This window comes from Shewanella colwelliana (assembly GCF_001735525.1).
In the GTDB taxonomy this organism is placed as follows: domain Bacteria; phylum Pseudomonadota; class Gammaproteobacteria; order Enterobacterales; family Shewanellaceae; genus Shewanella; species Shewanella colwelliana.
The window spans coordinates 302,096-322,472 of sequence record NZ_MCBT01000046.1 but is presented as its reverse complement, the minus strand read 5'-3'; the positions used below and the strand labels follow the sequence as shown (position 1 = coordinate 322,472).

Below are 20,377 nucleotides of genomic sequence, written 5' to 3'. Positions count from 1 at the left end.
GTAAGTTATGTAGGCGATATTTGAAGCCAAGCCATACGACATAAAAACGTCGCATTTGGAACACTGCTAATATAATAGCAACTTCGCCTGAGCAATCACTAGGGTTACCTATCCTGCTAGCATAGAAGCCATTTTTGAAAGCTAGTCATCAATAGGGAGGAAAGCGAAGTTTTGAATGATTTATCCCTGATCCAACTAAGCGCACCCCACGGTGCGCTTTTTCATGCCGATAGCAAACCGATAATTCCTCATATTGCATAATTTTTCATTGACACTCTGCACCGTGCGATCTACTTTGAGGGCTATGAAATTTTTAAACACAATATTTTTTACTTTCTTTTTTATTCCACCCTTCTAGGGAGGCGGAATTTCGGTGTAAAAACGAAAGTAAACATTCCAAAGCCTCCCATTATGGGGGGCTTTTTGCTTTATACCCTTAATCAAGAATTGTTCAAAAATAGAGGACAGCATGACGAAACCACATCCCTTGAATCACACCCGGGAACAGATCACCGCGCTCGACAATGAACTTCTCGCATTATTAGCAAAGCGTCGTGATTTGAGCCTAGATGTAGCTCGCAGTAAAGAGGTGGATATTCGGCCGATCCGTGATACCCAAAGAGAAAAAGAGCTGCTCGCAAGGCTCGTGCAGCAAGGGAGAGAGCAAGGTCTAGATGCTCACTATGTGCTTTCCTTGTATCAGAGCATCATCGAAGACTCAGTGCTCAATCAACAAGCTTACCTGCAAGGCCGAGCAAATCCCGACCTCCAAAAACAGCAATACTCTATCGCGTACTTAGGTGCCCGTGGCTCATACTCCTACTTAGCGGCGACCCGTTACTGCGAACGTCGCCAAGTAACAATGCACGATTTAGGTTGTAAGAGCTTCGATGAAATTGTGCAAGCGGTAGAGTCTGGTCACGCAGATTACGGCTTTCTTCCTATCGAAAATACCTCTTCGGGATCGATAAATGAAGTTTATGATGTCTTGCAACATACCAGCTTAGCCATCGTTGGTGAAACCACCATTGAAGTCGGTCACTGTTTATTAGCCAAACCGGGCTGCACGCTTAAACAGATAAAAACGGTTTACGCCCACCCTCAACCCATAAGCCAATGCAGTCGATTTCTCAGTCAACATGGCAATGTCAAATTAGAGTACTGCTCAAGTAGCGCCGAGGCGATGGAGAAAGTCACCGAGTCCCAGGATGATAGCGTTGCGGCAATTGGCAGCGCCGAAGGCGGTGCTCTGTATCAACTTGAAGCTATTGAACAAGAGCTGGCTAATCAAAAAATAAATCAGAGCCGATTTATTGTCGTCGCACGAAAAGCGATTGCAGTTCCCTCGCAACTACCAGCCAAGTCGACATTAATTATGGCTACAGGACAAAAACCGGGAGCATTAGTCGAGGCATTGTTGGTGCTAAAAGCACATAACCTCAATATGAGTAAATTAGAGTCTCGTCCAATTCCTGGCACCCCATGGGAGGAGATGTTTTATCTAGATCTTGATGCCAACCTTGCCGATGAATCAATGCAAAAGGCATTAAAAGAACTTGAACGGATCACCCGTTTTATCAAGGTGCTGGGTTGCTACCCCTGTGAAACGGTTAGTCCTACCCAACTCACTAACAGCCAGTTAATGATTGAACCAACCACCAGTCGCCAGCCTCAACCGCTAACATCGGTGACATCGCAAACAGAACAGCCTCGCTACAGTAAAGCCAATAAGCATACCGCTACTGAAGTTGTCCATGGATTACTTGCTATTGGCAGCCAACATTTTGGTGCCATCGCACAGATAGATTTAGCAGCAACCAGCGGCAGTGCTAATCAAATAGCGAGCCAAATAAAGGAAGCGGGGTTTCAAGGCGTTAATATAACGGGAATAAGCCAAGCACTCGATGCAGATATGCAGCTTAGTGACCTGACCCGAGCACTCAGCCAGTTTGACCTAGCCTGTATCATTGCCGTTGAGCAAGAGCTAGACCTAAAATTAGCCAGCGACCATGCAGATCTGTTGTTAATCACCGGAAAAGAGATGTTTAATAAACCGCTACTGAAAAAAGTCGGTGCTATGCATAGTCCCATAATCTTGGAGCGCAATACTATGGCGAGTGTCGAAGAATTTCTGTCAGCGGCAGAGACGATTCTGACCAAAGGCAATCAGCAGCTAGTGCTATGTGAGTCAGGCATTCGCACCTTTAATGATGCACTCATGCCGGCGCTGGACCTTGCTGGACTTGTGAACATCAAAGCTTTGAGTCACCTGCCTGTGATCATTAATACCAGTTACGCCTGCGCACCTGCAACGGTCAATGCCCAATCTTTAGCAGCTAAACAGCTAGGTGCCGATGGATTGATCTCGCTTATCGATGCAACCCAAGATCTGCCCACCCAGTTGCAGCAACAAAACATCACCCTCAGAGCGATTTACCAATAGACAATAAAAAAGAGGACCTAGGTCCTCTTTTTTATATCGTTTGGCCATCGAGCAGTTGCAGCCAACCTTTAATTATTCGGTGACAGAACCATAAAGCACCTAATATAACTAAGCATATCGCTATCCACACCTGCGTCACCATAGTCGCTAAAATGATAATAGATAGCATTGTCACTATTGACCAACGCTGCCAACGAATATGCGAATAGAGAAGCGGACTCATATGATCTCTTTTTTGAGTAACATTAATCAATAAGCCCAACAACGGCGGTAACAATAACAGCGGAAACGCTGCCATCATGGCATAAAGCAGATGCCCTAAGCTATGGTCATCAATAGCGACACTGGGTGAAGTGGTCGAATGCATAATTGGCGACTCCATATAGTGCAAAATAGCAGTTCTACCTTAACCATACTTTGTCACTTACTATTGCGCAAATTTCCTCATCGAATAATATCGGTAAAAACCCCCGATTTAGAGATGCTCCCAATGCACACTAGCCATTTAACGATAACAACACATCTGATTTAAGTGTTGTTGAGCACGCTAAGATGTAACCTTGCTCAATCTCACCTGGAGTTAATGTCATCGAGCTGCTTGATTGTGTTTCACCGCGCTCAACTTTGCACTTGCACGCCCCGCATACACCAGAACGACATGCGGCAATAATAGGTAAGCCTTCGGCTTCGATGCCTTCCAGTACTGTTTGCTTTGCGGACAGTGGCGTCTTAACATCCCCGATATGTAGCATAAATTTGGCTGAGTCAGCCACTGCCGCTGAAGGTAAAGGCACAACAGGTGCATCGCCAAAGCTTTCTTGATGATAACGGCTCATATCGAAACCCGCTTGCTCAAGCATAGTTTTAACCGCCTGCATATAAGGTGCTGGGCCGCAGACAAATATGGTTCGCTCTTTATAATCAGCCACCGCAGAGACTAAAGAAGCTAACGATATACGTCCTTGGTAGGTATCGGTGTCGTTAATCTCTCCCTCCTCTAGGCAATAGGTTAACGAGAAGTGCTCATTGCGCTGTGCTAACTGCTGCAGTGGTTGGTAAAAAATCAGATCTTGTGGCGATTTAGCACTATGGAAAAACGCTATATTACTGCCTACCTGTGTATCGGTCAGCCAGCGAGACATTGAATACATAGGGGTTATTCCGCTACCCGCACTTAAAAACAGATACTTATCTGCATTAATATCCACCAAATTAAACGCACCATCGGGTCCGCGAGCAGTAACACTATGCCCAGGCTGCAGATGATCCACTAAGTAATTTGACGCCACTCCGCCCTCTATCCGCTTTATAGTTACCACGATAGAGTAAGGACGAGAAGGTGATGAAGAGATGGTGTAGCTGCGCCCAACGGCTTTACCATTAATGTTAAGCATTAAGGTGATAAACTGCCCAGGCTTAAAGTGGAATTTGACACTCTGTTCGCCCTGAAAGCGGAAACTGGTGACATCATGTGTTTCTTGCCAGCGCTCGACGCATCTTAAACGCACTTCGCCATGCTGCCAGGTCGCTGAATGATATTGTTGGCTATTCATTAAGAGAGTTACCCTGAAAATAGAACGCCTATGACTTTAGTCATAGGCGTTTAAACGAGTTATGCGACGCTGAGGATTTCCTTGAGATCGGCTTCGACAGTCGTTGTGGTCCGTAGACCAAACTTGTCTTCTAAGATCTTAGCCAGATTTTCAGTCAAAAATGCAGGCGCTGTCGGGCCAGTACGGATGTTTTTGACTCCCAGCGATAGCAGAGTCAACAAGATCACAATCGCCTTTTGTTCAAACCATGATAGAACCAAGCTCAGTGGCAGTTCGTTGATCTCACACTCAAACACTTCTGACAGTGCAATCGCTAGCTGAATTGCCGAGTAAGCATCGTTACATTGACCGATATCCAATAAACGCGGAATACCGTTAATGTCGCCAAATGCAAGCTTATTAAATTTATACTTACCACAACCTAAGGTCATAATAATGGAGTCTTTTGGCGCCGCTGTTGCAATATCAGTAAAGTAGCTACGCTCAGACTTATCACCATCACACCCCCCCACAAGGAAGAAGTGTTTAATTGAACCATTTTTCACATTCTCAACCACGGCAGGCGCAGCAGCCATTAACGCATTTCGAGCAAAACCTATGGTGATAAGATGGGGGATCTCATCATAGATAAAGCCTTCTAGCGATAAAGCTTTATCGATCACTGCGGAAAAATCTTCTCCTTCGATATGCGTTACCCCAGGCCAGCCAACAATGCTGCGAGTGTAAATACGGTCGGAGTAATCACCAACGTTTGGATCGATAATACAGTTAGAGGTCATCACTACCGCACCAGGGAAGTTAGCAAACTCTTTCTGTTGATTCTGCCACGCGCTGCCGTAGTTACCGACGAGGTGTGGATACTTTTTGAATGCGGGATAAGCCAGCGCGGGTAACATTTCACCATGGGTAAAGACATTAATGCCCTTACCTTGCGTTTGTTCCAAAATCAGCTCTAAATCTTTCATATCATGGCCAGAGACCAAAATAGCTTTGCCTTTCACTGCTACCGTGTTGACTTGCGTTGGCTCAGGATGACCAAATGATGCTGTTTCACCAGTATCAAGCATCGCCATTACTCGATAGTTCAGCTGGCCAATCTCCATTGCGGTTGCAAAAAGTTTGTCGGCATCCTCTGAATCTGAGCCAAGAAACGCCATGATCTCATGAAAGCTAGCGGCAACGTCGCTATCGGTTTGCTCAAGAACACGGGCATGCTCCATGTAGGCCGCAGCGCCTTTTAGGCCATAAAGACAAAGTAAACGCAGACCCATAATATCTTCATGAACACTCTCTTTACCGCGGTTAGGCGCAGCTTGAACGGCTTGAGCAAGCATTTCAGGTTTCGATGTCGCCAATACCAATGAAGCCGCAGGAATGAGACTATCAATCGCTTTACCTGACTCAGCGCAAGCACTTTCATAAGCTGCTTTTAATCGGTTGCGGTAGAGGTCGGCTTGATTCACATAATCGATGAGGCGATCGTCATCAAAGTTGACGTTAGTCAGTGTGGCGAAAAAAGCTTTAGGAACAAAGTTATCAACTTCACTATCAATAATATCAAACTCTCTTGCCTTAACCGCATAGGCTGAAACGCCCTGAAGCAAGTAGATCAATAGGTCCTGCAGATCTGAAGTATCTGACAACTTTCCGCACATGCCTTGGGAATAACTACAACCATTACCTGCTGGGGTTCTAATCGTTTGCTCACACTGAATACAAAACATTACAACTACTCCTATTTTTAATCATGCTTTTATTTTGCATGTTTTAAGGGAGTCTACTGCGCCTTTGTCATCAGCTAAAGCGATTTATTGGATCAATGCGACAAACTATGAGGCAGATCAAATTAGCAAAGGCGCAACTAAGTAAGGAACTTTACAGCACCAGAACACAAGAAATATAAGGAGAAAAGGACAATAATTTGCTTAAATCCCATAAAAAGGCCTGAGCTAGATAGCGTTAATCTAAGCTCAGGTTTTAGACTAAAGTTCGGTATCGATAAATAGACTGACTGGCAATAACTAGCCCGCTTTCATATCATTAACCGATTGCAACATCGCGCGACTCTCTCGCTGAAATTGCGGTGCAAAATCACCAAACCAATTGGCGACTTCTTCAAACTGATCGATAAAGCCTTGACGATTTCCAGACTTTAATAACTCCAACGCTTGGCTGTAATTATCTAAATAATCACCGATCGCCGTCAGGCTTTCGCGCTGAGCATAGATAATATCGGCATAAAGTTCAGGACTCTGAGCAAAAAGACGCCCCACCATCGCCAGCTCTAAACGATAAATTGGTGAGCTAAACTGCAATAGGTTATCGATATCTGCCGCTTCTCGATAAAGGTTGAGACCATAAACAAATGATGAAAAGTGACGCATCGCCTGCACTAATTGCATCGCCTTGTCATGCTTTTGCGCATCAGCCTCAACCAGACGTGCTCCCCAAATCTTAATCTGCTCCATCAACCATTGATAACTTTCTTGACCACGACCATGACAGACAACAACAACTTGCTTAGCAAGGCTGCCTACATCAGGGCCAAACATTGGGTGCAGACCGACCACAGGGCCTTTGTGCACCGTTAGCATCGCATCAAGCGGTTTTGCCTTAATTGATGTTAAGTCGGCTAAAATGCAGGACTCAGGCAATTGCCCTAGTTTGCTTGCAATCAGCTCACAGGTGATACTTATAGGCACAGTCACTATCACTAAACCTGCACCATCAAAAATCGCTTCAGCACGCTGCCAGTCATCTTTGTCTAACGACTTCACTTGATAGCCTGATAAACGCAACATCTGACTAAACAGGCCGCCGAGCTTACCTTCACCACCAACAATAACCACATGGCCCAGGTCAGCTTTCACCTGCTTAAAGCCAACATCTTTCTCATTAAGGTAAGACTCTCGCATTAAACGACGTAGAATATCCTCAATTAGCTGCGGAGAAACATTCATGTTCGCCGCTTCTTCACGACGCTTTGCCAGCATAGAGGCTTCGCGTTCTGGCGCGTAGATGGGAACACCGGCAGCATGTTTAACAGCTCCAACCTGACCAACTAAATCGAGTCGTTTACGCAGCAGGTGCAATAACTGCTGATCAACATTATCAATATGCCCGCGCAGCTTTTCTAAATCATCGGTTGTCTTTTCATTCATTTGTGGTTTATCCATCAAGCGTTTACTGCCTTGAGCATATCAAATCTTGTCGGTAAAACCGATGCCAATTGTGCAGCACCTTGCCGAAGCAATTGCTCAGTAGTCTGCCAATTGATGCAAGCATCGGTGACCGAGACCCCGTAAGCCAATTCATGCAAGGGTTTATTGCTACTTTGGTTACCTTCGTTAAGGTGACTTTCTAGCATAACGCCAATAATAGACTGATTACCTGAAACTATTTGATTAAACACATCTTGGCAAACAGCAGGCTGTTTACTGTGGTCCTTAGAAGAGTTGCCATGACTGCAGTCAACAATTAGACGAGCATTAAGTTTGGCAGCATGCAGCTGATGTTCGCACTCTGCCACACTCGCTGCATCATAGTTTGGCGTCTTACCGCCACGTAAAATTACATGTCCATCTGGATTACCTGCGGTTTGCAGTAGCGCGACCTGCCCCTGTTGGTTGATCCCCATAAACCTGTGACCGCTGGCAGCCGACTCTAACGCATTAATTGCTACCCCCAGTTTACCATCGGTGCCATTTTTAAACCCAACAGGCATAGAAAGGCCTGAGGCCATCTCTCGGTGAGTTTGCGATTCAGTAGTACGGGCACCAATCGCTGACCAAGTCACTAACTCCGACAGATACTGTGGACTAATCGGATCGAGTGCTTCTGTTGCGACAGGGAGTCCGAGCTCTGCTAACCAAATCATTAGCTCTCGCGCCATTTGAAGCCCTTTTGGGACGTCAAATGACTCATCCATATCTGGGTCGTTTATCATGCCTTTCCAACCAACGGTTGTACGCGGCTTTTCAAAATACACACGCATCAAGATGTAGAATTCATCTTGTAATTCATCATGAAGTGTTTTTAGTTTAAGGGCATATTCTTTGGCTGATTCGATGTCGTGAATCGAGCAGGGTCCGCTGACCACTAATACTCGGTTATCCCGCTTATGAACGATATCGGCCACTGTTTTACGAGCATTCAACACATATTGATAGGCTGCAGTGGATAGAGGTAGTTGCTGCTTTAACTCTTCTGGCGTTACCAATACTTTTTCAGAACTAATATGGACATTGTTAATAGTGTCTTGCTGCATACCTTTCACCAACTTATCTATGTTAATCACTCACTAATCTGTCTAAATGTTATCGACGTAGACACCCTGCAATACTGTAATGGTACACCATTACGACTGAGAGCTAACTATGCCAGCGGATCACCGTCAGATCAAGTGGAAATTCTCATCAATAGCAAAATTCAACTTAAATGGTATTTTGGAGCTTGGGAGCTTGGGAGCTTGGGAGCTTGGCAGATTTTCAGCTTCACCTGTTCAAAGGCAATCTATTGTAATGCTAATCAGTATAAAGCACTTATGCTAAACAGCATTTATGCTTGCCCTAAAACACAAAAACCCGCCATAAGGCGGGTATTTGTGCGAACACTGCATCTTGTTTTACTTGAAGCAGTTGCTTACTTAGCAAGCTTCTCACGGATACGTGCAGATTTACCTGAACGATCACGTAGGTAGTAAAGCTTAGCACGACGTACACGGCCGCGACGCTTAACTTCGATGCTAGAGATGATTGGGCTGTGAGTTTGGAACGCACGCTCAACACCTTCACCATTAGAGATTTTACGTACTGTGAATGCAGAGTGCAGACCACGGTTACGTTTTGCGATTACAACGCCTTCAAAAGCCTGTAGACGCTCTTTACCGCCTTCAACAACACGTACTTTAACAACTACAGTGTCACCTGCACCAAACTGTGGTACGTCTTGCTTCATTTGCTCATCGTTGAGCATTTTAATGATGTTATTCATGAATAAACTCCATACTAGGTATAACTGATCAGTCTTTCTCACCAACTTGGGTGGATTTAACAAACTCCGCTAATAGCTTTGTTTGTTCGTCAGTCAGAGCTAGATTTTCAAATAATTCTGGTCGTCGTAACAAAGTTCTTCCGAGACTCTGTTGCAGACGCCAGCGTCTAATATGTTCGTGGTTACCACTTAACAACACTGCCGGTACGTCAATACCATCTAAGCTTTCAGGTCGAGTGTAGTGGGGGCAATCCAGTAACCCATCAGAGAAGGAATCCTGCTCTGCTGATGCTTGCTTTCCAAGAACCCCTGGAACCAAGCGTGATACTGAATCAATCAGCGTCATCGCTGGCAATTCACCGCCCGAAAGCACGTAATCGCCAATTGACCACTCTTCATCCACTTCTGCTTGAATAATGCGTTCATCGATACCTTCGTAGCGACCACACACTAAAATCAAACTCTCTGATTTAGCTAACTCTTCGACGCCTTGCTGTGTCAGCTTGCGTCCTTGAGGAGAAAGATAAATCACCTTCGCCTTATCTCCAGCAGCCGATTTGGCTGCGTGGATAGCATCACGTAGAGGCTGCACCATCATTAACATCCCAGGTCCACCGCCGTAAGGTCGGTCGTCCACTGTGCGATGTTTATCATGGGTGAAATCACGAGGATTCCACGTTTGCAACTCCAGCAAACCGTTGCTAACGGCCCGACCCGTTACACCAAAGTCTGTTACGGCACGAAACATCTCTGGAAACAGGGTTACTACCCCTAACCACATCTGTTGTCCCTCGACTTAGAAGTCCGGATCCCAATCCACTAAAATTTGTTTTTCCGTTAGGTTCACCTCAAGGACGAACTGCTCGGTAACAAAAGGAATCATACGTTCCGTTTTGCCAAAACCATCTTTTGCGTTAGCTTTAACAAGTAGCACGTCGTTTGATCCTGTTTCCACGATCTGTTCAACTTTGCCCATGTTATAGCCTTTGGTATTCACTACGTCACAGCCGATTAAGTCACGCCAATAGAACTCGTCTTCTGGCAACTCTTTCATCAACTCTGCAGGAATGGCAATCTCACAATTAGTGAGCATTTGCGCTTGGTCTCGAGTGGAAACACCTTCAAGTTCGGCAATTAATGCCTTCCCCTGAAAACGCCACTGTTCAACCTTAACCTCACGCCATTCGCCTTGCTCTTTAACCAACCAAGGTGAATAACTAAAAATGTCTTCGACAGAATCGGTATAGCTAGTGATCTTCAACCAACCTTTAATGCCGTGACTGGCGCCTATTTTGCCCAGTACAACAGGTTCTTGGTGACTACTCATCAATCTATACCTTAACGCTATTAAGCAGCAGCTTTACGAGCGTCTTTGATCAACTTAGCTACACGTTCTGTAGTAGCTGCACCGTTAGAAACCCAGTGCTCAACACGATCAAGATCTAAGCGTAGGCCTTCTTCTTGGCCACGAGCCAATGGGTTGAAGAAACCAACACGTTCGATGAAACGACCGTCACGAGCATTGCGGCTATCTGCAACAACGATGTTATAAAATGGACGCTTTTTTGCGCCGCCACGAGCTAAACGAATGGTAACCATGCGTCTTTATCCTCTAATGATTTACCCTTTAAATGGGGCAAAAATAAAAACTGGAACCCCGTGTTCGCGAAGAGTCCCAGATAGAAAGCCGCACGATTCTACCTGAATCGGCGACGAATGCAACGTTTTTACACAAAAATAGAAAGCCCATGAAGGGGGGGAACCACTTCACGGGCTTAGTTAACTCTTTAAAAATAAGATGTATTAACGGCCAGGCATTTTCATGCCTGGGGGCAACATGCCACTCATGCCGCGCATCATTTTTTTCATGCCGCCTTTCGCCGACATCTTCTTCATCATTTTTTGCATCTGAGTAAACTGTTTCAATAAACGGTTTACATCTTGGATCTGGGTACCTGACCCCATGGCAATACGGCGCTTACGAGAACCTTTGATGATATCTGGACGCTTACGCTCAGCAGCCGTCATGGAGTTGATAATGGCTTCCATCTGACCTGTCATCTTACCATCTTGAACCTGAGCGAGAGCCTCTGGCGGCAATTGTCCAACACCTGGTAGCTTTTCAATCATGTTCATCATGCCACCCATGTTTTTCATCTGTTGCAGCTGCTCACGGAAATCTTCCAGATCAAAGCTACCACCCTGCTTCACTTTAGAAGCTAGTTTCATCGCCTTGTCTTTATCTACCCCGCGCTCAACTTCTTCAATCAGCGATAACACATCGCCCATACCAAGAATGCGAGACGCTACTCGATCGGGGTGGAATGCTTCTAACGCATCGGTTTTCTCACCAACCCCCAAGAATTTAATTGGTTTCCCCGTGATATGACGAATGGATAATGCCGCACCACCACGCGCATCACCGTCGACTTTGGTCAGCACAACACCGGTTAGAGGGAGAGCTTCATTAAACGCTTTAGCCGTATTTGCCGCATCTTGACCTGTCATGGCGTCAACCACGAATAGGGTCTCAATCGGTTTCACTGCGGCATGAAGGGCTTTAATCTCGTCCATCATGCTTTCATCAACGTGCAGACGACCCGCGGTATCGACAATGACCACATCAATGAATTTTAATTTAGCATGCGCGAGTGCAGCATTAACAATGTCGATTGGCTTTTGACTGACATCAGATGGAAAGAACTCCACCTCAACTTCTGTCGCTAAGGTTTCAAGCTGCTTGATTGCCGCTGGACGATAAACGTCGGCACTGACCACAAGAACGGATTTCTTTTCACGCTCACGCAAAAACTTTGATAGTTTGGCGACACTCGTGGTTTTACCCGCACCTTGCAAACCCGCCATCATAATAACCGCTGGCGGCTGAGCCGATAGATTTAGCGCTTCGTTGGCTTCGCCCATGGCGTTTTCCAACTCGCTTTGTACTATCTTAATAAAGGCTTGGCCGGGGCTGAGGCTTTTTGAAACCTCTTGGCCAACTGCGCGCTCTTTTACACTGTTAACGAAGGCACGAACTACAGGCAAAGCAACATCGGCTTCAAGCAGCGCCATGCGCACTTCGCGTAACGTTTCTTTAATATTGTCTTCAGTTAAGCGACCACGGCCACTGATGTTCTTCAGCGTGCGTGATAATCTGTCGGTTAGGTTCTCAAACATTATCGCGTTCTTTACCGTTTAGAATTTACATGATTGGGGCAGTATTATAGCGATGCCCAGATATTATGCTACCGCACAGACCAAGTTATCGCTCTCGATGTTTAGCTTTTATGATAGATAAATGTTCAAAACTTAGGAGTAACGCTCAGAAAGTGCTAATTTTTGTGTGTAAAGCCTCTGCCCAATAACACACTCATCGTGTTATTCTAACTATTAACTTAGGAACATACTGACCCAAAGATGTGGGCAGTATTGCAAAGAAAGCTAACATAACGATAGGTTAATTTTCGATGGTCATTTTTTCGGCTTCAGCCATATTTTTTTATAGTATCGCCCTTGTTTTGGTCGTCAGCCGTCTATTTCATGCCGATGGGCCAAACCGTAAAGCTGTTGCTGGCTTTGCTGCGGTGGCCGTTGTATTACATGCGGCAGCGCTATCTCAGGCCATATTTACCGGAGATGGTCAAAACTTTAGTCTAACCAATGTCATCTCTATGGTTAACTGGATCATCGCGTTTACCTTCACCATTTTAATGTTTAGGTTAAAAGTGATCGTTGTGGTGCCAGTTGTCTATGCCTGCTCGGTTATCTCTGTCGCCCTGCTGTGGCTGCTACCACCTGAGTTTATTACTCACTTTGAGCTCTATCCGGAAGTACTCGCTCATGTGGTGTTATCACTGATGGCCTACAGTGCCCTGATGATTGCAGCTTTATACGCCATACAGTTAGCGATGATCCAGAGCAAGTTAAAGAAAAAACAGTTAATGTTGAGCCCTGCTATTCCTCCCTTAATGACAGTTGAGAAACAACTTTATCATTTAGTGATTATAGGTGTGGTATTACTTAGCCTCTCCTTAGCAACCGGCTTTATCTTCCTTGATGACATGTTCGCTGAAGGCAAGGGCCATAAAGCACTGCTTTCTATCGCAGCTTGGTTCACCTATATCGCTATGCTTGCACAACAATACTGGGTTGGTTGCCGTATCCGCACAGCCGTCATCTATACGCTCACTGGTGCGACATTACTCAGCTTGGCCTATTTTGGCGCTCGAATTGTAAAAGAGCTCATCCTCAGCTAAATATCATACTCTACCTAGGTTTGAGCCCTTATCAAACCTAGGTTCACTTGACACTGCTCAAAAATCGCTGTAATTACTACCCTTTGCAGTTTTATTCTATCTACCAACGCCATAGCGGGGCCACTTTTTGGACGCGATATCCACCAGCGTACTCTTTATCATCCTCTTCATCCTGATCATTATCTCAGCCTACTTTTCTGGCTCTGAAACGGCCATGATGTCACTCAACCGCTATCGGCTTCGCCACCTTGCCAATAATGGTCACAAGGGCGCCAAACGCGCAATTAAACTGCTTGATAGACCCGACAGACTGATTGGCCTCATCTTAATTGGCAATAACTTGGTCAACATTCTCGCCTCAGCCATTGCCACCATTATTGGTATTCGTCTTTTTGGTGATGTTGGGGTGGCAATCGCCACAGGCGTATTAACCCTTGTGGTTCTAGTCTTTGCCGAAGTGACCCCAAAAACCGTTGCGGCGCTGCACCCTGAGCAGATAGCTTTTCCCTCGAGTGTCTTGCTTAAAGTGCTGCTCACGGTATTGTCACCATTGGTAAAAGTAGTAAATTTAATCACCTCTACCTTTTTGCATATTCTGGGTATTCGCTCGGTAAAAGAAGATGATGCATTAAGCCAAGAAGAGTTGAGAACGGTTGTGCATGAAGCTGGTGCACTTATCCCGAGGCGACACCAAGAGATGCTACTCTCCATCATGGACCTGGAGAAAGTAACGGTCGAAGATATTATGATCCCCCGCTCAGAACTCTATGCCATCAATATTAATGATGACTTTAAGAGCATTAACAAACAAGTGATCCAAAGCCCTCATACACGGGTGTTGTTATACCGAGATAACATTGATGATGCGGTCGGCTTTGTGCATCTGCGTGACGCACTGCGACTGCAATCGAAAGAGCAGTTCAGCAAGTCCTCCCTACTACGGGCGGTAAAAGAGATCTATTTTGTGCCAGAAGGCACCCCACTAAACGTACAGCTCGCAAACTTTCAGCAAAACAAAGAGCGTATCGGTTTAGTGGTTGATGAGTATGGCGATATTCAAGGGTTAGTTACATTAGAGGATATCCTCGAAGAGATTGTCGGAGACTTCACTACCTCTATGGTTACCACCCCAAGTGAAGATATAACTAAACAACCCGATGGGAGTTTTGTTATTGACGCGACTATCAATATTCGCGATCTCAATAAAGAGATGGATTGGTATTTTCCCATTGATGGTCCAAAGACCCTTAATGGATTGATATTAGAGTACTTAGAAGAGATCCCAGAATCTAACACCTCAATGCGACTATATGGTTATCCGTTAGAAGTCGTTGAAGTGGGTGAGAATATGGTTAAGTCAGTTAGAGTGTTGCCACAACACTACAAAGCGCCGAAAGCGAGTAAACGTTAGCGCTAAACCAACCTATGATGCTTAATTCCTTCCTATAAAAAAGGCGCTCAATGAGCGCCTTTTTTATGATATCCATTTTATTAAGCCGATTTTTTGCTGGCTTCTATTGCCCTTCGCTTAGTGATTGCTAGCGGTGTTATCGTCTTATCCAGTCCCTTCTCTAATCCCAGCATAAAATAGAGTTCTGCCATTAAAAAGAACGGACCAATCAATAACTGGTTTAAATCATCCACAAAAGCAGGTTTAGCCTTTTCGTACTTATGACCAATTAATTGAAAAACCCACCCAATGACAAACACACTCACTGCAATCAACCATGCAGGCTCCATTTGTGACACTAAATATGAGGTGTACAGTACGGGTAAAATAAACAATGCCAAACCCACCGCCAGCTTAAGGTGCAATTTGGCGTAATAGATCAACACGCCGATGGCAAATACACCTGCAACATTAAGCACTAAGGTTGGATCGTCTAACTTTAAAAAACTAATTGGGATAGTGTTTAGCATCACAAATGCAGACCAAATAATCAGTGGAATCCCCACAAAATGGGTCTTTATATTGGTTGGATTAAGGTGAACACTTTTATAAGTGGATAACTGCTCTACAGCGGATTTCATCAATATGCTCCATCATTTTATTATTTTTATTACATCAACCAGTTGTATCTCTACTAGCTATAGCGCCAACAGCTGAGTCCTATACAGACACCTTCAACTGCAGTGAGATGTGACAGCGGCATCATTTAGCCTAACCTAAAGCATTACACATCGCTTTTCTAGAGCAAAACGTTAGGGCTCTGCAACTTTTCACATAGCACTGCTAGCATGTACTTGAAGGTAAGTGGTATTGCGCAGACAAGAATGGTCGTAAGAAGATGGGCAAAGTTTTGAGGGAGAAGCAGATATTTTTTTTAAAAAGTGATTATTGGCAAGTTAACCGACTTGTTGTTAAGACTCAATTATCACCGTCGCTGTGGCATAGTGCTTCTCGTCTGCAATCGACAGATGCCCCTTAATACCACCTAACAAGGCTAACCGCTCGGCCGCACCAGCAGTGAAATTCACTAAAGGCGCACCGTTAGTATCATTACAGACCTCAATATGCTGAAAAGAAACGCCACGGCCAATACCTGTGCCTAGCGCCTTAGCAGCTGCCTCTTTAGCAGCAAAACGCTTGGCTAAATAGCGAGCAGGTTGGGCGGCATTAACGAAAATCATCAACTCAGATTCAGTGAGTACTCGCTTAGCCAAGCGGCACTGTGCAAGCGCAGCATGATCGCCAGCCTTAGGTACTCTCTGCTCGATACGTTCAATTTCAACAATATCAGTACCTAAACCAACAATCATAACCGCTCCTGTAAATGCCTTAGAATGTAAACAACGTACCGCTCAAACTACTCGCCATTACGTCCCGCTATCATCAGCTGCTTCATATCACGCACAGCAGTGTCTAAACCATCAATGGCAGCGCGGGCGATAATGGCATGGCCAATATTGAGCTCATACAGCTCAGGAATCGCTGCTATCGGCTTAACGTTGTGGTAGTGAAGTCCATGACCTGCATTAACCACTAGCCCCTTACCGTGCGCATAGGTGGCCATTTTGGTGATACGCGCCAACTCCAACGTTTGAGCCTCATCGGTTTCAGCATCTGCATAGCAACCGGTATGTAACTCAATCACTGGAGCACCAACGGCGACGGTAGCATCGATCTGCGTCGGATCAGCATCGATAAACAGTGACACTTTAATACCGTGTGCAGTTAAACGTGTTACTGCAGTGCGAATTTTGTCTATTTGGCCTGCGACATCTAAGCCGCCTTCGGTAGTCAATTCTTCGCGCTTTTCTGGCACAAGGCAGACATAAGTTGGCTTAACGTCACACGCAATATCCAACATCTCTTCAGTTACTGCCATCTCGAAGTTCATGCGGGTTTTTAGAGTTTTAGCAAGCAGATAGATATCACGATCTATGATATGACGTCTATCTTCTCTAAGGTGAACCGTGATCCCTTCAGCGCCCGCGTGTTCGGCTACCGCAGCAGCGTGCACAGGGTCTGGATAGTTTGTGCCACGGGCCTGACGTAAGGTTGCGATATGATCAATGTTAACGCCCAAATGAATACGGCTCATGGAGTGTCCTTTAGTTTGTAGGGTTGTTTGCGCTTATTGTACTTACGCCAAAGGGAAAAACCAGTTGAAACTGCTTAGGTTCGACGCAAATTACGTATGATACGAGGATTTCTTAACGCCCTTGTTAAATAACGCGCGCGATTTAAGAGGTTTGTCGCCCAATATGATAGACAGCAATTGCCGCATCAGTAACTTGGCCTGTTTAAAATGGACCTCTTGTAGGCAACCTGTTTCCAGCGCCAATAACATCTCACCGCTATAATGGTTAGTTTTTGGCCCGAGAGCCGTGCTAAAGCCCTCTTCTGAAAGAATACGGTAGTAAAAGTCTGCCACTATCGGCGCCTGCTCTATGTCACTATTCAGCGACGGCATAACCCCTAACTCTTTAAGTAACTCCACCTCAAAATAGCGTAATTGTGCTTGGCTAAAGCCTGCTGCCATTGCCATTAAGGTTTTATGGTAAACAAAGAAAAACTGTTCGCCACCATGTTCCACACTTAAACAACGCACCAGCAGTTCATTGAGATAAAACCCAGCAAAACTTACATCGCCAATTAACGGCACAGGTGGGCTTGCGGCTTCCACTTGATAGAGGTTTTTCAGGGTGCTTCGGCCCGACAGCTGAAACAGTAATGGTTGGAAGGGTTGTAAAATGCTCTTAATCGATGTTTTTCCATTGCCGACACGTGCAACACAATCAATTCGGCCTTGACCATCGACCAATAAATTAACGAGCACGCTAGACTCTTTATAAGGACGAGTATGTAGTACATAGCCTCGCAGCATTAACCCAACTCTCATAATGAACGGTAAAAACAATAAAGGCCAAGATAATCAATCACAACCTTTGTTGCAATCCACCATCTCAGCCTTTGATTAATGAGTTATTTTGACGTTATTCTTCGCCATAACCCAATGACCGTAGTGCACGCTCATCATCAGCCCAACCAGATTTCACTTTGACCCACACCTCTAAGAACACCTTATTATCAAACAAGACCTCCATATCAAGACGTGCTTGGGTGGCAATAGTACGAATACGTTCACCTTTGTTACCGATCACCATCCGCTTTTGGGTTTCTCGCTCAACCAAGATTAAGGCATTAATCTGATAGACGCCATTTTCCATCATCTTAAACTGTTCAATCTCAACGGTTGCGTCATAGGGCAGTTCGTCCCCTAAAAAGCGCATCAGTTTTTCACGGACAATTTCAGACGCCATGAACTTTTGCGAGCGGTCAGTCACGTAATCTTCTGGGAAGTAATGCGGTGACTCAGGCACAGACTCAATGGCCATATCCATAATGCGCTGTACGTTGGTCCCTTGGGTTGCCGAAATCGGTAAAATCTCATCAAACTCAAATTTGGCCGAAAGTTCCTGCAGATGCGGAAATAGCGCTTCTTTATCTTTGATGTTATCCACTTTGTTGATGGCCAGCACGGTTTTGCGGCCATCGTCGCGACTCTGTAACTTTTTCAGCACCATCTCATCATCAGCAGTCCAGTTGAGGCCGTCGACCACAAAGACCACTAGGCTCACTTCAGCCAACGAGCTTGCCGCCGCACGGTTCATCAAACGGTTGATGGCGCGTTTCTCTTCGATGTGCAGACCCGGCGTGTCAATAAACACCACCTGACGTGGCCCAACGGTATGGATCCCCATAATGCGATGGCGTGTTGTCTGTGGTTTCTTAGAGGTAATGGAGATCTTCTGCCCCAGCAACTTATTCAGTAATGTCGACTTACCGACATTGGGTCGTCCCACGATAGCAACCATGCCACAGTAGGTCACATCATATTGACTACCACTGGCACCGCTATTCATACGCGCCAATAGTTCATCTAAACTTGGCTCGTTACTGCCTTGCGGTTGCTCTGGTTTGTTACTCATCGTTTAATACGCTCCAACACTTCTGCTGCGGCAATCTGTTCCGCTTTTCTGCGTGAATTGGCAATACCAATCACTGCATCTTTAAGTTGCTCAACTTTACACTCAACGGTAAAAGTTTGCGCATGGGCTTCGCCACTGATATTAACAACCTTGTATACAGGTAGCGGTTTTTTAAAGCCCTGAAGTTGTTCCTGCAGCAGGGTTTTGGGATCTTTTTGGTTAACGGGTTCAATCGTCGCCAAACGACTCTTATACCAGTTTAATACTAACGCACGGCAAACTTCGATATCTGAGTCGAGATAGATAGCACCAATAATGGCTTCCACTGCATCGGCCAAAATCGATTCGCGGCGAAAACCACCACTTTTTAATTCGCCAGGCCCTAATTTTAGGTAATCACCTAACTTAAACTCTTTGCCTATTTCAGCCAACATCTTGCCGCACACTAAAGTCGCACGCATACGACTCAAATCGCCCTCAGTTGCCTTTGGAAACTGATGGTACAAGGCATCTGACACCACAATAGAGAGTATCGAATCACCCAAAAATTCTAGCCGCTCATTGTGCTTACTGGCCGCACTTCTGTGGGTTAATGCTTGTTCCAATAGCGCAATATTATTGAACTCATAGCCTAAAGTTCTGCACAAACGTGGAAAATTCTTAATCGGTTCCATGTTACACAATACCGCCTACACGATTAAAACGAACGCCTGTTGGGATCCACGTTGGCAAGAAATCGGCTTTACTACGCTCAAATTCGAAGCTAATCCAAATAGCCACGGCTTTACCAACAAGATTCGCTTCAGGTACAAAGCCCCAAAAACGAGAATCTGTACTGTTATCACGGTTATCACCCATGACAAAATATTGTCCTTGAGGCACGACAAACTCACCAACTGACAGATTTTTCTCACGGTAATAATAGGATGTTGGCTCACCACGACCGGGATTAATTAAGATGTCATGAGTCACATCACCTAACTGCTCTTTGTAACGCAGAAGCGGGATATTATCTTGGTTAAACTCACCTTGGTTAACGCCAACACGCTCAATCTTCACAAGCTTAGGACAATCAGTTTCGCCCGTCGGACACGCTTTTTGAATATAGAGATCTTTATTGCGATAAACGATGCGATCGCCAGGTAAACCGACCACACGCTTAATGTAATCAATCTTTGGGTTTTCTGGGTATTTAAACACAGCTACGTCGCCGCGTTCAGGCTTGCCCGTTTCCACAAGCTGACTACGCCAAACCGGATCTTTCAATCCGTAGGTAAACTTCTCAACTAAAATAAAATCACCAACAAGCAGTGTCGGCATCATAGAGCCCGATGGTATCTGGAAAGGCTCGTAGATGAATGAGCGTAAAATCAATACAAAAGCGATCACTGGAAAAATGGAACGCGACGTTTCGACAATCGCCGACTCACGTACAATTTTTTCAGCACTCTCTTCACTGATATCCGCTTGTCCCGCTTGAGCAATTGCCAATTTTTGCTGACGTTTAGGCGCCAACACAAAAGCATCAAACATCCAGATTAACCCACTGCCTAAGGTCACCAAGACTAAAATAAGGGAAAAATAAGCTGCCATAGCTAACTAACTCCTGAAAAATAAGAATATTGGCATAAGACTCGTTATCTTACGCACGAATAACTCATTTATACTTTAACAACGAAAGCGCCGCAAACCGCGGC

The 20,377-nt window shown here is 45.2% G+C and carries 20 protein-coding genes and 1 other annotated feature; of the genes, 3 read left to right on the top strand and 17 right to left on the bottom strand.

Annotated elements, in window-relative coordinates:
• Positions 1-307 precede the first annotated feature (307 nt).
• Positions 308-429, top strand: a sequence feature (Phe leader region).
• A gap of 40 nt (positions 430-469) precedes the next feature.
• Positions 470-2,443 carry a prephenate dehydratase gene (pheA, locus tag BEL05_RS16925; protein WP_069671885.1) on the top strand — a complete coding sequence of 658 codons (1,974 nt, stop codon included), beginning with the start codon at positions 470-472 and terminating at the stop codon, positions 2,441-2,443.
• A 31-nt stretch (positions 2,444-2,474) separates the two neighbouring features.
• Here pheA and BEL05_RS16920 read toward each other — a convergent pair whose 3' ends face one another.
• The 10 genes from BEL05_RS16920 to ffh form a co-directional block, all read right to left on the bottom strand.
• Positions 2,475-2,810, bottom strand: coding sequence for a hypothetical protein (locus tag BEL05_RS16920; RefSeq protein WP_028762761.1), 336 nt, complete (start codon positions 2,808-2,810; stop codon positions 2,475-2,477).
• A 130-nt stretch (positions 2,811-2,940) separates the two neighbouring features.
• Positions 2,941-3,996 (bottom strand): FAD-binding oxidoreductase, encoded by a 1,056-nt coding sequence (locus BEL05_RS16915; protein ID WP_069671884.1) that lies wholly within the window; start codon positions 3,994-3,996, stop codon positions 2,941-2,943.
• Positions 3,997-4,055: 59 nt separating this feature from the next.
• The gene (hcp, locus tag BEL05_RS16910) at positions 4,056-5,720 is read right to left on the bottom strand and encodes a hydroxylamine reductase (protein ID WP_069671883.1); all 1,665 of its coding nucleotides are present in this window, start codon (positions 5,718-5,720) and stop codon (positions 4,056-4,058) included.
• 297 nt (positions 5,721-6,017) lie between these two features.
• Positions 6,018-7,157, bottom strand: coding sequence for a bifunctional chorismate mutase/prephenate dehydrogenase (gene tyrA, locus BEL05_RS16905; protein ID WP_069671980.1), 1,140 nt, complete (start codon positions 7,155-7,157; stop codon positions 6,018-6,020).
• Between the two features lie 14 nt (positions 7,158-7,171).
• Positions 7,172-8,263, bottom strand: a complete 1,092-nt coding sequence (locus BEL05_RS16900) for a 3-deoxy-7-phosphoheptulonate synthase (RefSeq protein WP_069671979.1) — start codon at positions 8,261-8,263, stop codon at positions 7,172-7,174.
• 374 nt (positions 8,264-8,637) lie between these two features.
• Positions 8,638-8,988: a 50S ribosomal protein L19 gene (rplS, locus tag BEL05_RS16895; protein ID WP_028762756.1), complete on the bottom strand. Its 351-nt coding sequence runs from the start codon at positions 8,986-8,988 to the stop codon at positions 8,638-8,640.
• A 28-nt stretch (positions 8,989-9,016) separates the two neighbouring features.
• Positions 9,017-9,769 carry a tRNA (guanosine(37)-N1)-methyltransferase TrmD gene (gene trmD / locus BEL05_RS16890; protein WP_069671882.1) on the bottom strand — a complete coding sequence of 251 codons (753 nt, stop codon included), beginning with the start codon at positions 9,767-9,769 and terminating at the stop codon, positions 9,017-9,019.
• A gap of 15 nt (positions 9,770-9,784) precedes the next feature.
• On the bottom strand, positions 9,785-10,315 hold the full coding sequence (gene rimM, locus BEL05_RS16885) for a ribosome maturation factor RimM (protein ID WP_028762754.1): 531 nt from the start codon (positions 10,313-10,315) through the stop codon (positions 9,785-9,787).
• 20 nt (positions 10,316-10,335) lie between these two features.
• Positions 10,336-10,587, bottom strand: coding sequence for a 30S ribosomal protein S16 (rpsP, locus tag BEL05_RS16880; protein WP_069671881.1), 252 nt, complete (start codon positions 10,585-10,587; stop codon positions 10,336-10,338).
• Positions 10,588-10,791: 204 nt separating this feature from the next.
• Positions 10,792-12,165, bottom strand: coding sequence for a signal recognition particle protein (gene ffh, locus BEL05_RS16875; RefSeq protein WP_028762752.1), 1,374 nt, complete (start codon positions 12,163-12,165; stop codon positions 10,792-10,794).
• A gap of 290 nt (positions 12,166-12,455) precedes the next feature.
• On the opposite strand from ffh, the gene BEL05_RS16870 reads away from it, so the two are divergent.
• Both BEL05_RS16870 and BEL05_RS16865 read left to right on the top strand, forming a co-directional pair.
• Positions 12,456-13,244 carry a cytochrome C assembly family protein gene (locus BEL05_RS16870; protein WP_069671880.1) on the top strand — a complete coding sequence of 263 codons (789 nt, stop codon included), beginning with the start codon at positions 12,456-12,458 and terminating at the stop codon, positions 13,242-13,244.
• A gap of 127 nt (positions 13,245-13,371) precedes the next feature.
• Positions 13,372-14,655 carry an HlyC/CorC family transporter gene (locus BEL05_RS16865; RefSeq protein WP_028762750.1) on the top strand — a complete coding sequence of 428 codons (1,284 nt, stop codon included), beginning with the start codon at positions 13,372-13,374 and terminating at the stop codon, positions 14,653-14,655.
• An 80-nt stretch (positions 14,656-14,735) separates the two neighbouring features.
• On the opposite strand, the gene BEL05_RS16860 is transcribed toward BEL05_RS16865, so the two are convergent.
• The 7 genes from BEL05_RS16860 to lepB all read right to left on the bottom strand — a co-directional run bounded on the left by BEL05_RS16860 (position 14,736) and on the right by lepB (position 20,273).
• Complete coding sequence (locus BEL05_RS16860) at positions 14,736-15,275, bottom strand: Mpo1 family 2-hydroxy fatty acid dioxygenase (RefSeq protein WP_028762749.1); 540 nt, start codon at positions 15,273-15,275, stop codon at positions 14,736-14,738.
• Positions 15,276-15,605: 330 nt separating this feature from the next.
• Complete coding sequence (gene acpS / locus BEL05_RS16855; protein WP_069671879.1) at positions 15,606-16,004, bottom strand: holo-ACP synthase; 399 nt, start codon at positions 16,002-16,004, stop codon at positions 15,606-15,608.
• 47 nt (positions 16,005-16,051) lie between these two features.
• Complete coding sequence (gene pdxJ, locus BEL05_RS16850; protein WP_069671878.1) at positions 16,052-16,789, bottom strand: pyridoxine 5'-phosphate synthase; 738 nt, start codon at positions 16,787-16,789, stop codon at positions 16,052-16,054.
• Between the two features lie 90 nt (positions 16,790-16,879).
• Entirely contained in the window at positions 16,880-17,575 is a 696-nt protein-coding gene (gene recO, locus BEL05_RS16845) for a DNA repair protein RecO (RefSeq protein ID WP_037428019.1), read from the bottom strand.
• 109 nt (positions 17,576-17,684) lie between these two features.
• Entirely contained in the window at positions 17,685-18,680 is a 996-nt protein-coding gene (era, locus tag BEL05_RS16840) for a GTPase Era (protein WP_028762746.1), read from the bottom strand.
• Positions 18,677-19,354: a ribonuclease III gene (gene rnc, locus BEL05_RS16835; protein ID WP_028762745.1), complete on the bottom strand. Its 678-nt coding sequence runs from the start codon at positions 19,352-19,354 to the stop codon at positions 18,677-18,679. The genes era and rnc overlap by 4 nt, the downstream gene beginning before the upstream one ends.
• Position 19,355: 1 nt before the next feature.
• The gene (gene lepB, locus BEL05_RS16830) at positions 19,356-20,273 is read right to left on the bottom strand and encodes a signal peptidase I (RefSeq protein WP_069671877.1); all 918 of its coding nucleotides are present in this window, start codon (positions 20,271-20,273) and stop codon (positions 19,356-19,358) included.
• Positions 20,274-20,377 lie beyond the last annotated feature (104 nt).